This is a genomic window from Marinobacter profundi (assembly GCF_002744715.1).
In the GTDB taxonomy this organism is placed as follows: Bacteria; Pseudomonadota; Gammaproteobacteria; order Pseudomonadales; family Oleiphilaceae; genus Marinobacter; species Marinobacter profundi.
In genome coordinates this window covers 278,462-292,192 of sequence record NZ_KZ319367.1, presented here as the reverse complement: position 1 = coordinate 292,192, position 13,731 = coordinate 278,462, and the positions used below count along the sequence as shown (strand labels likewise).

Here is a 13,731-nt window from a genome sequence, read left to right as displayed (position 1 = left end):
GCGAATGACTACACTACGGCTCTAACCTGAAACATTTGGCGGAGAGGAACCTGATGCAGCCCAGAACCGTGCCCCGGATCCTGACGTGCCTGGCGGCGGGCTTCCTGCTTGGCCTGCTGCTGGTACCGGTGAGCGCCACTGCCGTGGAGTCCGCGAATCCGGCGCAGCCACCCGTCAACGGCGAACAGGACACCGCCAGCCCGGCGGCGTCGACACCGGATCCGGTGCCACTGACGCCGCTGCGAGCCAGTTACTCGGCCTCGTTTGACAAAGGCATTTCCCTGAGCGGCAGCGCCACCCGCACCCTGAGCGCCCGCAATGACGGCACCTGGTTCTATGAGTTCCAGGTAACTTCCTTTCTCGCCGACATCAACGAGAGTCTGGTTCTGCGCTGGGAAAACGGCCAGGTCATTCCGCTCACCTACCGCTACGACCTGTCCGGCTTTTTTGTACCCACCCGCAAGCGTGCGCTCGATTTTGACTGGGACGAAGGTGTGGTCACCGGCTATTTCCGCGACAAGAAGGTCCGTATCGAGCTTAAGGAAGGCGCCCTGGATCCCCTCGGGTTCCAGTTGCAGCTGCACCAGGACATCAAGGCCGGCAAAACGGAAATGCACTACAGCGTGATCGACCGGAACGGTTACGACGAGGACCGCTTCGCCATCATCGGCGAAGAGCAACTGGAGACTGCATCCGGGCGGATTCGCACCGTCAAGGCCGAAAAGGTAAGGGACGCCGGCAGCAAACGGGAAACCCTGATGTGGTTCGCTCCGAACCAGGCGTACCTGCTGATGCGCCTGGTCCAGCTGGAACCGGATGGCACCCGCTACGAAATCAACATCGACGACGCAGAGATCAGGCGCTAGCCCAGATCGCTTTCACCTCGTCGGCAATGATCCGCAGGCCCTCGGCCACCCGGTCGTCCTCCTGGGAGTAGGTCACCCGCAGGCACTCCTGGCGGTGTCGCCAGCCGTCCTCCGGCAAGCCCGGGAAGAAGTAGTGGCCGGATACCACCAGCACCCCCCTGGCCTTCAGCCGCTGGTACAGTTCGAGACTGCTGACCGGCAGATCAGGGAACCACAACCAGAGGAACATGGCACCTTCCGGCTTGTGCACATACCACCGGCAGTCCTCGCCCATGGCCTCGCGGAACGCCGCCACAGCCCGCTCCATTTTTGCCTTGTAGAACGGACACACCACCTCGCGACTGAGCGAGAGGATTTCCCCGGAACGGACCAGCGGCTCGGCCAGCATGGCACCAAAGCTACCCGTGGCCAGGTTCATGATGGCATTGATCCCGGACAGCGCGCGGATGACCGGCTCGGCCGCAATCACAATCCCCGTCCGCGCCGCCGGCAACCCCAGCTTGGACAGGCTGAGGCAGAGAATGATCTGTTCGTTCCAGTGCGGCGTCGCCTCCACAAACAGCAGGCTGGGGAACGGCGTTCCGTAGGCACCGTCGACAATCAGCGGCACATCATGCGCCCTGGCCAGCGCTTCGAGGCGTGCCAACTCTTCGTCGGTAATCACATTACCGGTCGGATTGGTCGGGCGGGAAACACAGATGGCGCCGGTTTCGCCGGTTACCTCTACCGCATCGAAATCCACCCGATACTTGAACTCGTGCACGTCGGTAAAGGAGATATCCGGCCGCACTGCCCGGAACAACTCCGGCGCGATACCGGCGTCGGCATAACCAATGTACTCCGGCGCCAGTGGTAGCAGAATGTGCTTGCGCAGGCCGTCGCCATAGTCGCCGCCGAACATGTTGAACAACATGAAGAAGGCGGCCTGGCTGCCGTTGGTGAGCGCGATGTTTTCCGGCTTCAGCCCCCAGCCGTACTCCCGGTTCAGCAGGTCGGCCAGGCTGGCAATAAACTGCTTTTCGCCCTGGGGCGGGTCGTAGATGCCCACCAGCCGCCGCATGGACTCAGGACTCTGGCTGATGTCCGCGAGGATTTCCTGCAGCCGCTCCTGCACCTCGGGGATGTGTCCCGGATTGCCGCCCCCCATCATGATCATGTCATCACCGGACGCCAGGGCGTTGCCCAGGTCATCCATCAGGGAGGTAATGCCGGCTTCAGCAGTAAACTTACGGCCAAACGCAGAGAGTTTCATGATACCTGTCTGTCAAAATGTGGTCTCGGGGAAACACAGCTTACGGGAAGTGTAGAGGGTGGTCAGTCCGCGAGCGAAATGCCCAGGTTACTGACACCGTTATTGGCGGCCTGCTGGCGCAGTCCGTCAATGAACTGTTCGGTGGGGGTGCGGTGTCGCTTGAGGCTGAGCACCAGTTCGCGCTGGAAGGCCTTGTCTTCTTTCATCAGGGGATGATGATCGAGCAAACGCACCAGCTCATCTTCCGACAGGCCGTCCCCTTCCGACACTTCAATAAAATTCATCACCGTACCAGTCGCCCATTGCGAGGCTTCCGACGCCCGATGCCTGGCAGGATTGAGCCGGTTCAGCAGCGCCTGCTCCAGCAGCCGGCAGAAGTCGAACGCCGGGTGAACGCCGTACACATCGTAGGCCGCCACATCCGGCGACAGCGCCTCCAGCTTGGCAAGCATTTGCGGAAGGGCCGCATCGGATTCGGTCTCCTGCAACATGGCCCAGGCCAGATCCAACAGCTGCCGCATCTTGGCGCCGGTTTTCAGGCCAACTGCGTCGGCAAACAATGCGTAATTGGGAAACCCACGTTCGGCAAGGCCCAGCAGGAACGCACATTCCCGCCAGCCCTGTAATTGCTCCACAGCCTTCAAAAACTGATTGGCGTTCAACACCCTCTCCTCAGGCAAGCGAACAGGCCCGGACAGGCCTGCAGACCTGCCCCGTCAATCGCACTCATGTCTTGGGCAACGTGACGCCGGTCTGGCCAAGGTACTTGCCGCCACGATCCTTATAGCTGGTCTCGCACACCTCGTCGGACTCGAAGAACAGCATCTGCGCCACGCCTTCGTTGGCGTAGATCTTGGCCGGCAGGTTTGTGGTGTTGGAGAATTCCAGGGTCACCTGACCTTCCCACTCCGGCTCCAGTGGAGTCACGTTGACGATAATGCCGCAACGGGCATAGGTCGACTTTCCCAGACAGATCGTCAGCACGGTGCGGGGGATGCGGAAGTATTCCACGGTGCGCGCCAACGCAAAGGAGTTGGGCGGGATAATACACACGTCTCCGGTGTAATTGACGAAACTGTTCTCATCAAAATTTTTCGGATCCACCGTGGCCGAATGGACATTGGTGAAGATCTTGAATTCGTTGCTGCAGCGTACGTCATAGCCATAACTGGACGTGCCGTAGGAAATGACGCGCCCCTTCTGGGTTTCACGGACCTGACCTGGCTCGAAGGGCTCGATCATGCCGTGCTGCTCTGCCATCCGGCGAATCCACTTGTCGGATTTAATGCTCATTGATGAAATCTCGTGTCCGTCAGAAAAAACAGGCGGTAGTTTAACCGTTAACCCCCGGCCTGTCGAAAGATGCCGGGGGAATCGGGAGGCAGCGGGGAATCAGTCGTCAGTCATTGAAATGCTGGGAATCGGCGCACTCAGATTGCGGGCGCGCTGCGACAGCCGGGCACTGACCCGGCGGGCAATATCCCGGTACCGGCGGGCAACCTCCGAGTCCGGTTCGGCAATCACCGACGGGGTGCCGCTGTCGGTCTGCTCGCGAATGGTGAGATGCAGCGGCAACTGCCCGAGCAGTACGGTGTCATACTCTTCTGCAACCCGCTCGCCACCACCGTGGCCAAAGAGCGCCTCCTCGTGACCGCAATTGCTGCAGATGTGCATGCTCATGTTTTCCACCACGCCCAGTACCGGAATGTCGACCTTGCGGAACATTTCGATACCCTTCTTACAGTCCAGCAACGCGATGTCCTGCGGCGTGGTGACGATGACCGCACCGGTCACCGGCACTTTCTGGGCCAGGGTCAGCTGGATGTCACCGGTACCCGGCGGCATATCCACCACCAGGTAGTCCAGCTCATCCCACAGGGTCTGGGTCAGCAACTGCTGCACCGCACCGCTGACCATCGGTCCGCGCCAGACCATGGGCGTCTTGTCGGTAACCAGAAACGCCATGGACATGGCCTGGATGCCATGGGCACGCACCGGCAGGAAGTACTTGTTATCCCGGGTATCCGGCCGCTGACCTTCCGGAATACCCAACATCATGCCAATGCTCGGCCCATAGATATCGGCATCGAGGATGCCCACCCGGGCACCTTCGAGATGCAGCGCCAGCGCCAGGTTGACCGCCGTGGTGGATTTGCCGACCCCACCCTTGCCCGAGGCCACGGCAATGATGTTCTTCACCCCGCCAATGGACTGCAGGTCGCGCTGGGCCTGGTGGGCATGAATCCGCTGGCCGACACTGACCGTTACCGCAGTGACGCCCGGCACGTCTTCAAGGGCGTTGCCCACCAACTGCCTGAGGGCACCGGCAATGCCCTCGGAGGCATAACCCAATTCAACCTCCAGTACCACCCGCCCGTCCGCATCCGCTTGCAGGGTCCGGACGGCACCCAGATCGAACAGATCCTTTTCCAGGTAAGGGTCAAGGTACTGGCGTACGGCACTTTCGAGGGCTTGCTGGGAAATCTGCGTCATCAGGTTCTCCGGATCGTGACCAAACACCGCGCAGGGGGACTCCCGGGGCATCTGATCATAAGCTAATACGTAATTTAAACAGGCCTTGCGGATGAAAAAATACCGCTCGGAAGGTATCATCTGTGCCCGCTTCTGACCACAAGGACCCGTTGACCCCGGTCATCGGCCTTCCTGACACAAACTGAACAAGGTTCGGACATCAACATGACGCAAGCGAGTTCTCAGCAACAGCGCGATATCCTGGTAACCAGCGCCCTGCCTTACGCCAACGGCCCGATTCACCTGGGCCACCTGCTGGAATACATTCAGACCGACATCTGGGTGCGCTACCAGAAGATGCGTGGCCAGAACTGCTACTACGTTTGCGCCGACGATGCCCATGGCACTGCCATTATGCTACGTGCAGAGCGCGAAGGCATCACCTCCGAACAGCTGATCGACCGGATTCGCCAGGAGCACCAGCAGGACTTCAGCGACTTCCATATCCGCTTCGACAACTATTACTCGACCCACTCCGAGGAGAACCGTTACTTCTCCGAGTATATCTACCGCCAACTGCAGGAAAACGGCCACATCGCCACCCGCAAGATCACCCAGTTCTTCGATCCTGAAAAGCAGATGTTCCTGGCAGACCGCTTCATCAAGGGCACCTGCCCGAAGTGCAAAACCGAAGACCAGTACGGCGATAACTGCGAGGCCTGCGGCGCCACCTACACGCCGGCAGAACTGATCAACCCGCGCTCTGCCGTGTCTGGCGCCACTCCGGTGGAAAAAGAGTCCGAGCACTATTTCTTCAAACTGCCGGAGTTTCACGACTTCCTGAGTAAATGGACCCGCAGCGGCGCACTGCAGCCCCAGGTGGCCAACAAACTGGCAGAGTGGCTGGATGCGGGCCTGCAGGAGTGGGACATCAGCCGGGACGCGCCCTATTTCGGCTTCGAGATCCCCGACGCACCAGGCAAATACTTCTATGTCTGGCTGGATGCACCAATCGGCTACCTGGCCAGCTTCAAGAACCTGTGCAACCGGGAAAACATCGATTTCGAGCACTTCTGGAAGGCCGACTCCACGGCGGAGGTGTATCACTTCATCGGCAAGGACATCATTAACTTCCACGCGCTGTTCTGGCCATCCATGCTGCACGATGCCGGCTTCCGCACGCCTACCGCGGTCTGGGCCCACGGCTTTGTCACCGTCAATGGCAAGAAGATGTCGAAATCCCGCGGCACCTTCATCATGGCGCGCACGTTCCTGGACTACCTGGACCCGGAATACCTGCGCTACTACTTTGCTGCCAAGCTGACCAGCAGCGTGGATGACATGGACCTGAACCTGGAAGACTTCGCCGCCAGGGTCAACTCCGACCTGGTGGGCAAGGTGGTCAACATCGCCAGCCGCAGTGCCGGTTTCATCACCAAGCGCTTTGACGGCAGGCTCGGCAAGGTGACCGAGCAGGAGAAACTGAAGGAGTTCATTGATGCCGGTGAGCAGATTGCGGACTTCTACGAAGCCCGTGAGTTCGGCCGTGCGATGCGCCGCATCATGGAACTGGCAGACATTGCCAACCAGTACGTCAATGACGAGCAACCCTGGGTTATTGCCAAGCAGGAAGGCGAGGATGACAGGCTGCAGGCGATCTGCACCAACGCCATCAACATGTTCCGTCTGCTGATGACTTACCTGTCACCGGTCTTGCCGAAAACGGCCCAGGCCTCGGAGTCCTTCCTGAACGACCGTCTGAACTGGAACCAGCGGGCCAACCTGCTGGAGAACCACGCCATCGATAAGTTCAAACCGCTGATGAACCGCGTGGACATGACCCAGATCGAAAAGATGCTGGATGCCTCGAAAGAAGAGATGCCTGCCGCGACCGGTCAACCGGCCCCGGCCACCGATCTCGAACCGATAGCCGACGAGATCGAATTCGGCGACTTTGCCAAGGTCGACCTGCGGGTTGTGAAGATCGTCCGGGCCGAGCACGTGGAAGGCGCCGACAAGCTTCTTCGCCTGACTCTTGACGTGGGGCATGGCGAGCGCAACGTGTTTGCGGGTATAAAGTCGGCCTACAAGCCGGAAGATCTTGAAGGCCGGCTGACCGTGATGGTCGCCAACCTGAAACCCCGTAAAATGAAATTTGGCATGTCCGAAGGCATGGTGCTGGCAGCTGGTCCCGGTGGCAAGGAGATTTTCATCCTGTCGCCGGACTCCGGTGCCATACCCGGCATGCGAATCATGTAAATACCGCTGGAGCGCAGCCTGATGGCCGAATATCTGCTGATTCTGGTGAGCACCATCCTGGTGAACAACTTTGTCCTGGTCCAGTTTCTCGGGCTCTGCCCGTTCATGGGCGTATCGGGCAAGCTGGAAACCGCCATGGGCATGTCCCTGGCCACCACGTTTGTGCTTACCCTGGCCTCGGTCTGCAGCTACCTGGCCTACACCTACCTGCTTGCGCCCCTCGGGCTGGCCTTCCTGAAGACCATCACCTTCATCCTGGTCATTGCGGTGGTGGTCCAGTTCACCGAAATGGTGGTTCGCAAGACCAGCCCCCTGCTGTACCGGGTGCTCGGCATCTTCCTGCCGCTGATAACCACTAACTGTGCGGTGCTCGGGGTCGCACTCCTCAACCTGAACAAGAACAATAACTTCGTTGAATCGGTCCTGTACGGCTTTGGCGCTGCCGCCGGCTTTTCCCTGGTGCTGGTGCTGTTTGCTGCCATGCGCGAACGCATCGCGGTAGCTGACGTACCGGTTGCTTTCCGCGGCGCGGCCATCGGCATGATGACCGCCGGACTGATGTCACTGGCGTTCCTGGGCTTTACCGGCCTGGTCACCGTGTAACGGAGCAGTTGTTCTATGTGGACCAGTATCCTGATTGCCATTGCGGTTCTGCTCGCCCTCGCCGTCATTTTTGGCGGCCTGCTCGGCTTTGCCGCCGAACGGTTCCGGGTGGAGGGCAATCCCCTGGTGGACCAGATTGACGCCCTGCTGCCCCAGACCCAGTGCGGCCAGTGCGGATACCCCGGCTGCCGGCCCTACGCCGAATCCATTGCCCTCGGCGGCGCGATCAATAAATGCCCGCCGGGCGGCGAGACCACCATCAAGGCCCTGGCCGACCTGCTCGATGTGGACCCGGAACCCCTCGATGCCGAACACGGGGTCGAACAGGCCCGCAGAGTGGCGGTGATTCGCGAGGACGAGTGCATCGGCTGCACCAAGTGCATCCAGGCGTGCCCGGTGGATGCCATTCTTGGCGCCGCCAAACACATGCACACGGTTATCGAAAGTGAATGTACCGGCTGCGACCTGTGTGTCGAACCCTGCCCGGTCGACTGTATCGACATGGTGACCATTGAGCCGGACATTCGCAGCTGGACCTGGAACCCGCCGGCACCACACATCATTGCGACCGACCGGCAGGAGGCCCACGCCTGATGACCAAGCTTTGGGACTTCCACGGTGGCATTCACCCGCCGGAAAACAAGCAGCAGTCTACCTCCCGCCCCATCCGCAACGCCGGCATTCCCGAGCTGTTGGTGCTGCCCCTGCAACAGCACATCGGCCAGCCGGCAGAAACCTGCGTCACTGTTGGTGACCGGGTGCTCAAGGGCCAGCCCATAGCGGATGTGAGGGATGGCCTCGGGGTTCCGGTCCATGCCCCGACATCGGGCACTGTCGAGAGCATTGCCCGCCTCCCGGTTCCTCACCCTTCCGGGATGGACGACTGGTGCATCACCCTGCGACCGGATGGCAAGGATGAATGGATCGACCGGCAGCCCATCACCGATTACCGCCAGCAGGACCGGCAGGACATACTTGCCGTCATTCGCAATGCGGGGATTGCAGGACTTGGCGGAGCGGGCTTCCCGACCGATATCAAGCTACGGCCCCCCAAGGACCGGAAGGTCAGCACGCTGATACTCAATGGCGCTGAGTGCGAACCTTACATCACAGCCGATGACATGACGATGCGTGAGCGGGCGACGGAGATCCTCGACGGCCTGAAGGTCATGGCCTGGATCCTGCGCCCGGAACGCTGTGTGATTGCCATCGAAGACAACAAGCCCGAAGCCCTGGCCGCCATGCAGACGGCCGCCGCGGGCACCCAGACCGAAGTTGTCGCCATACCCACCAAATACCCGTCGGGCGGCGAGAAACAGCTGGTGCAGATTCTCACCGGCCTGGAGGTGCCTCACGGAGGCATTCCGGCCGACATCGGAGTGATGTGCCAGAACGTCGGCACCGCGGTTGCCGTCGGCCGGGCAATCTTCCGGGGTGAGCCACTGATCTCACGGGTGGTCACCATCACCGGCGAGGCCGTTACCGGGCCCGGCAATTTCGACACCCTGCTGGGCACCCCCGTAGATTACCTGCTGACGGCAGCGGGACTGCAACCGGACCGGCTCGACCGCCTCGTGCTGGGGGGGCCGATGATGGGCTATACCCTGCCCTCGCCTGACGTGCCAGTGGTGAAAACCAGCAACTGCATCATTGCAGCCAGTGTCAGCGAGCTGCCCGCCCCGCCGCCTGAACAGCCCTGCATTCGCTGTGGCATGTGCGCCGACGCCTGCCCCATGGAGCTGCTGCCCCAGCAGCTGCTCTGGCACTCCAGGGCCAGCGAGTTCGAGAAGGCCGAGCACCTCAACCTGTTTGACTGCATCGAGTGCGGCGCCTGCTCTTACGTCTGCCCCAGCTCGATTCCACTGGTGCAGTATTACCGGTTTGCCAAGGGAGAGATCCGCATCCAGCGTGCCGAACAGCTCAAGGCGGACCGGGCCCGCGAACGCTTCGAGGCCCGCCAGGCACGGCTGGAGCGGGAACAGGAAGAAAAAGAAGCCCGGCGCAAGGAACGCGCCCGCGCCGCCGCCGAGGCCCAGGCCCGCAAGAAGGCCGAGGCCGTGGAGACGCCAGCGCAAGCCGGCGAGGCCGATGCCGACCGTGCTGCCAAGGCCGCCCTGGTGCAGCAGGCCCTTGCCCGCAAGAAAGCGAAGGCTGCCCAGGATTCGGTTGCTCCGGTGGAGCCGGCCGGGCCAGCCCGACCCGCCGCGGAGGCACCCGATATCGAGGCGCTGGAAAAGCAGCTGGAACAGGCCCGGGGCAAACTGGACACCATGCAGTCAATGCTCGACGATGCCCGCGCGGCGGGCGCTGACAACGTGGAAAAGCTGGAGCGGGCGGTCGCCAAGAACCACGATCGTGTGCAGCGGGCCGGCCAGGCCCTCGAAGAAGCCCGCAAAAGCTTACAGGCCGCGGATTAAATCTACTCAGGCTCAGGACCACATGGCGCTCGTACAACAAAGCTCACCCCATACCCGACACGCACGTCCCACATCGCAGGTCATGCTGTGGGTCATCCTGGCAGCGCTGCCAGGTCTCGCCATGCAAACGGTGTTTTTCGGCTGGGGCAATCTGATTAATGTGATCTGGTGCATTGCTTTGGCGATTGCCGCTGAGGCCGCCATGCTGACCCTGCGCCGGCGCTCGCTCGGTTTCTTCCTGCGGGACAACACCGCCGCGGTCACCGGGTTACTGCTCGGGCTGTCACTGCCCCAGTTCGCCCCCTGGTGGGTATCCGCAGTGGCCGTAATTACTGCCATCGTGCTGGCCAAACAGCTTTATGGCGGGCTCGGCTCCAATCCGTTTAATCCGGCCATGGCGGGCTACGCCCTGGTGCTGATTTCATTCCCCGTTGCCATGACGACCAACTGGGCGCAGGCTGCCCTGCTCTGGGGGGATGCGCCCGGATTCGGGGAAACTCTGCGCATCATTGCCTCGGGCCAGCAAACAGTTGCCGATGCCTTCACCATGGCAACCCCCCTCGACGAATACAAACACAAGGTAGGCAGCCATACCGCCACCGAAATCCTCGCTCACCCGACCTTCGGCGACGGCATTGCCCGGGGCTGGGAGTGGGTTAACGGGGCGTTTCTGGCGGGTGGCCTGGTCCTGCTCGCCCTGCGAATTATCAGCTGGCACATTCCGGTGAGCATGCTGGGGGCCCTCGCCGTGATGAGCATTGCCTTTGGCAGCAATGCGGATCAGTACGCGCCACTGTCCCTGCATCTGCTGGCCGGGGGCACCATGCTGGGCGCTTTCTTCATCGCAACCGATCCGGTTTCCGCCGCCACCAGCCACCAGGGCAAGATTATCTACGGTGCCGGTATCGGCATCCTGCTTTACGTCATCCGCGCCTGGGGTAACTACCCGGATGCGGTGGCCTTCAGCGTGCTGCTGATGAACTTTGCGGTTCCCTTCATCGACCATTACACGCCCCCGCGCACTTACGGCCACCACAAGGCCCGCCGCGGGATTGCTAGCAAGACTTCGGGGTAATTCATGGCAGCTCTTGGTCAATCCATTCGACGCAGTGCCATTGGTCTTGGCCTGTTTGCCATCATCACCGGCGGCACCATCGCGGTTACCCAGGTGATGACGGCGGAGCGCATCGAACAGCAGGCAGCCCGTGCCGAGGCCCGTGCCCTGTTCGAGATCATTCCGCAGAGCGCCCACAACAATGACCTGCTATCCGACACCGTAACCTTGCCGGCAGACCCCCGCCTGGGTAGCCAGCAACCGGTAACCGGATGGGTGGCACGGCTGGATGGTGAACCGGTGGGCATCATCCTGCCGGTTACCGCCCCCGACGGCTATTCCGGTAACATTCGCCTGCTGGTAGGCATCGACCCCGAGGGCACCGTACTTGGCGTACGGGTGACCAGCCACCGAGAAACCCCGGGCCTCGGCGACAAGGTCGAGCTCAAGAAATCGGACTGGGTGCTGGACTTCACCGGCCGCTCACTGACCAACCCGGAACCAAAGCGCTGGAACGTTGCCAAGAATGGCGGTGTCTTCGACCAGTTTACCGGCGCAACGATCACCCCAAGGGCGGTGGTCAAGGCAGTCCAGCATGCACTGGTGTATGTCAGGCAGCACCGCTCAGACCTGCGACACGCCTTCCGTAATCCGCAACACGGGGAGAACAGCTGATGGCAACCAAGAGCAGCTCGGAAATCATCAGGGAAGGGCTCTGGAGCAACAACCCAGCGCTGGTTCAGGTATTGGGGCTGTGCCCCCTGCTAGCGGTCACCAGTACCGTGGTGAATGCCCTGGGACTCGGTCTGGCTACACTGATGGTGCTGATGGGCTCCAACCTCGCGGTGTCGCTGATCCGCAACTTTGTCGCCGACTCGGTTCGGCTACCGGCCTTCGTAATGATCATTGCCTCGTTTGTGACCTGCGCCGAGCTGCTGATGCAGGCTTTCACCTACGAGCTCTACCAGATTCTCGGCATCTTCATTCCGCTGATTGTTACCAACTGCGCCATTCTGGGCCGGGCAGATGCCTTTGCATCGAAGAACAGTCCGCTGCCCGCCTTGCTTGACGGCGCAATGATGGGGCTGGGTTTCCTGGCAGTTCTGGTGGTACTCGGCGGCATTCGCGAACTGGTTGGCCAGGGCACGCTGCTCGTTGATATGAACCTGCTGTTTGGCCCGGCGGCAGCCGACTGGGTGATTCGTCCCTTCGAACACTATCCGGATGTCCTGTTCATGGTTTTGCCCCCCGGTGCCTTTATCGGCCTGGGCCTGCTGATTGCCCTCAAGAACGGGATCGATAACCGGATCCGGGAACGTCGCAAGGCAAATGCTCCGGCCACCGTCACCAGCGGAAGCAAGCGCGTCAGGGTCACCGGGCAGATTTCCTGAGCCAGGACACACAAATGAACAAGCAGAAACGCACAGAAATATTTACCCGGTTGCGGGACGCCAACCCCAACCCGACCACCGAGCTTAACTATTCCTCGGCCTTTGAATTGCTGATTGCGGTGATTCTGTCCGCCCAGGCAACCGATGTCGGCGTCAACAAAGCCACCGACAAGCTGTTCCCGGTGGCCAATACCCCAGAGGCGATCTTTGCCCTCGGTGTTGACGGACTCAAGGAGTACATCAAGACCATTGGCCTGTTCAACAGCAAGGCCGAGAATGTTATCAAAACCTGCAAGATTCTGATCGAACAACATGGCAGCCAGGTTCCGGAGAGCCGCGAAGCCCTCGAGGCGCTGCCCGGGGTGGGCCGCAAGACTGCCAACGTGGTACTGAACACCGCTTTTGGCCACCTCGCCATGGCCGTCGACACGCATATCTTCCGGGTGTCCAACCGTACCGGAATTGCCCCTGGCAAAAATGTCCTTGAAGTGGAGCAACGACTGCTACGCCTGGTGCCCCGGGAGTTCCTGCTGGACGCCCATCATTGGCTGATCCTGCACGGACGCTACACCTGTACCGCACGCAAGCCGAGGTGCGGCAGCTGCATCATCGAAGATCTGTGTGAATTCAAGCAGAAGCGGGATTACCTGGAATAAGCCGGCCGGCGCCGAGAACGACGCCGAACTGCGCCCAAGGGGCCGGACACGGCAAGTGCCCGGCCCTGGAAGGTTAACGCTGACCCAGCATTTTCTCTTTCAGGTCCTGTTGCGCCGGCTTGTCTGAAAGCCAGATTCCGAACAGCGCCTTTTTGAACGCCAGGTTACCCACGGTATCCCGCAGTTCGCCGTTTTTCAGCACGCGAACCCCTTCGCCCGGGGCATAAACCAGGTCAAACACATCGCCTTCCCGGATCTCCTCGGAGAACACCGCAAGGAACTGTTCAACCTCCCCCTTGATGGCAGACAGGTCGCCTCCACTGGACTTTTCAAACCCCTCCATGGTTGCCGAGATCATCTTGTCACTGGTGATCATTCCGGAAATGATATGCAGGGTAATGGCCTGGGGCTCATCCGCATTGATAATGGAAGCGGCATCACTGCTGGCCTGGGGTACATAGAGACTCCCCACGTACAGGTCCATGAACCACTTGGAGCGGGTACCCGCGCCATTGAGCTTGAGCTCCGCTTGCGGTGCGGTGAAGGTCTCCGGAAGGTCAACACCTTCCACGGTCCTGGCTGACACCGGAGTTGCCAGCACAGCAGTCAGGAACAGCGAGGCAATGCCTGTTGATAGAGCCTTTTTCATTCGTCCTTTCCTTTTGCGTCGTTGTTATAAATGGTACCGATTACGCCCGGGTTTGACATCCTCATCCGCCACGGGCCAACCGATGATAACAGGGGCAAAACAGGCCAGACGT

At 60.8% G+C, this 13,731-nt stretch carries 14 protein-coding genes; 9 read left to right on the top strand and 5 right to left on the bottom strand.

Features of this window, described 5'->3' with window-relative positions:
• Positions 1 to 53 precede the first annotated feature (53 nt).
• Entirely contained in the window at positions 54 to 866 is an 813-nt protein-coding gene (locus tag CLH61_RS01260) for a DUF3108 domain-containing protein (protein ID WP_099612890.1), read from the top strand.
• Here the strand turns inward: CLH61_RS01260 and CLH61_RS01255 are convergent.
• From CLH61_RS01255 to apbC, 4 genes are all read right to left on the bottom strand, one after another.
• Positions 856 to 2,118, bottom strand: coding sequence for a valine--pyruvate transaminase (locus CLH61_RS01255; protein ID WP_099612889.1), 1,263 nt, complete (start codon positions 2,116 to 2,118; stop codon positions 856 to 858). The genes CLH61_RS01260 and CLH61_RS01255 overlap by 11 nt on opposite strands.
• Positions 2,119 to 2,180: 62 nt before the next feature.
• Positions 2,181 to 2,780 (bottom strand): YjaG family protein, encoded by a 600-nt coding sequence (locus CLH61_RS01250; protein ID WP_099612888.1) that lies wholly within the window; start codon positions 2,778 to 2,780, stop codon positions 2,181 to 2,183.
• A gap of 64 nt (positions 2,781 to 2,844) precedes the next feature.
• Positions 2,845 to 3,411 carry a dCTP deaminase gene (dcd, locus tag CLH61_RS01245; protein ID WP_099612887.1) on the bottom strand — a complete coding sequence of 189 codons (567 nt, stop codon included), beginning with the start codon at positions 3,409 to 3,411 and terminating at the stop codon, positions 2,845 to 2,847.
• 99 nt (positions 3,412 to 3,510) lie between these two features.
• Positions 3,511 to 4,611: an iron-sulfur cluster carrier protein ApbC gene (apbC, locus tag CLH61_RS01240; RefSeq protein ID WP_099612886.1), complete on the bottom strand. Its 1,101-nt coding sequence runs from the start codon at positions 4,609 to 4,611 to the stop codon at positions 3,511 to 3,513.
• 204 nt (positions 4,612 to 4,815) lie between these two features.
• Here apbC and metG point away from each other — a divergent pair, with 204 nt between their 5' ends.
• From metG to nth, 8 genes are read left to right on the top strand one after another with little or no spacing between them, the layout of a single operon-like run.
• Positions 4,816 to 6,849 carry a methionine--tRNA ligase gene (gene metG / locus CLH61_RS01235; RefSeq protein WP_099612885.1) on the top strand — a complete coding sequence of 678 codons (2,034 nt, stop codon included), beginning with the start codon at positions 4,816 to 4,818 and terminating at the stop codon, positions 6,847 to 6,849.
• Between the two features lie 21 nt (positions 6,850 to 6,870).
• Complete coding sequence (gene rsxA, locus CLH61_RS01230; protein WP_099612884.1) at positions 6,871 to 7,452, top strand: electron transport complex subunit RsxA; 582 nt, start codon at positions 6,871 to 6,873, stop codon at positions 7,450 to 7,452.
• A 15-nt stretch (positions 7,453 to 7,467) separates the two neighbouring features.
• On the top strand, positions 7,468 to 8,046 hold the full coding sequence (gene rsxB, locus CLH61_RS01225) for an electron transport complex subunit RsxB (protein WP_099612883.1): 579 nt from the start codon (positions 7,468 to 7,470) through the stop codon (positions 8,044 to 8,046).
• Entirely contained in the window at positions 8,046 to 9,869 is a 1,824-nt protein-coding gene (gene rsxC, locus CLH61_RS01220) for an electron transport complex subunit RsxC (RefSeq protein ID WP_099612882.1), read from the top strand. The genes rsxB and rsxC overlap by 1 nt, the downstream gene beginning before the upstream one ends.
• 22 nt (positions 9,870 to 9,891) lie before the next feature.
• Entirely contained in the window at positions 9,892 to 10,944 is a 1,053-nt protein-coding gene (gene rsxD, locus CLH61_RS01215; RefSeq protein WP_099612881.1) for an electron transport complex subunit RsxD, read from the top strand.
• A gap of 3 nt (positions 10,945 to 10,947) precedes the next feature.
• Positions 10,948 to 11,598 (top strand): electron transport complex subunit RsxG, encoded by a 651-nt coding sequence (rsxG, locus tag CLH61_RS01210; RefSeq protein WP_099612880.1) that lies wholly within the window; start codon positions 10,948 to 10,950, stop codon positions 11,596 to 11,598.
• A complete protein-coding gene (locus tag CLH61_RS01205; protein ID WP_099612879.1) occupies positions 11,598 to 12,314 on the top strand; it encodes an electron transport complex subunit E in 717 nt (238 codons plus the stop codon). The genes rsxG and CLH61_RS01205 overlap by 1 nt, the downstream gene beginning before the upstream one ends.
• Positions 12,315 to 12,328: 14 nt before the next feature.
• The gene (nth, locus tag CLH61_RS01200; RefSeq protein ID WP_099612878.1) at positions 12,329 to 12,970 is read left to right on the top strand and encodes an endonuclease III; all 642 of its coding nucleotides are present in this window, start codon (positions 12,329 to 12,331) and stop codon (positions 12,968 to 12,970) included.
• Positions 12,971 to 13,043: 73 nt separating this feature from the next.
• On the opposite strand, the gene CLH61_RS01195 is transcribed toward nth, so the two are convergent.
• Positions 13,044 to 13,619, bottom strand: coding sequence for a chalcone isomerase family protein (locus tag CLH61_RS01195; protein ID WP_099612877.1), 576 nt, complete (start codon positions 13,617 to 13,619; stop codon positions 13,044 to 13,046).
• Between the last annotated feature and the right edge of the window lie 112 nt (positions 13,620 to 13,731).

Coding starts and splice junctions, on each gene's coding strand:
- nth (WP_099612878.1), top strand. CDS start 12,329: ATGAACAAGCAGAAACGCACAGAAATATTTACCCGGTTGCGGGACGCC.
- CLH61_RS01260 (WP_099612890.1), top strand. CDS start 54: ATGCAGCCCAGAACCGTGCCCCGGATCCTGACGTGCCTGGCGGCGGGC.
- CLH61_RS01205 (WP_099612879.1), top strand. CDS start 11,598: ATGGCAACCAAGAGCAGCTCGGAAATCATCAGGGAAGGGCTCTGGAGC.
- CLH61_RS01195 (WP_099612877.1), bottom strand. CDS start 13,619: ATGAAAAAGGCTCTATCAACAGGCATTGCCTCGCTGTTCCTGACTGCT.
- dcd (WP_099612887.1), bottom strand. CDS start 3,411: ATGAGCATTAAATCCGACAAGTGGATTCGCCGGATGGCAGAGCAGCAC.
- metG (WP_099612885.1), top strand. CDS start 4,816: ATGACGCAAGCGAGTTCTCAGCAACAGCGCGATATCCTGGTAACCAGC.
- apbC (WP_099612886.1), bottom strand. CDS start 4,611: ATGACGCAGATTTCCCAGCAAGCCCTCGAAAGTGCCGTACGCCAGTAC.
- rsxA (WP_099612884.1), top strand. CDS start 6,871: ATGGCCGAATATCTGCTGATTCTGGTGAGCACCATCCTGGTGAACAAC.
- CLH61_RS01255 (WP_099612889.1), bottom strand. CDS start 2,118: ATGAAACTCTCTGCGTTTGGCCGTAAGTTTACTGCTGAAGCCGGCATT.
- rsxB (WP_099612883.1), top strand. CDS start 7,468: ATGTGGACCAGTATCCTGATTGCCATTGCGGTTCTGCTCGCCCTCGCC.
- rsxD (WP_099612881.1), top strand. CDS start 9,892: ATGGCGCTCGTACAACAAAGCTCACCCCATACCCGACACGCACGTCCC.
- rsxC (WP_099612882.1), top strand. CDS start 8,046: ATGACCAAGCTTTGGGACTTCCACGGTGGCATTCACCCGCCGGAAAAC.
- rsxG (WP_099612880.1), top strand. CDS start 10,948: ATGGCAGCTCTTGGTCAATCCATTCGACGCAGTGCCATTGGTCTTGGC.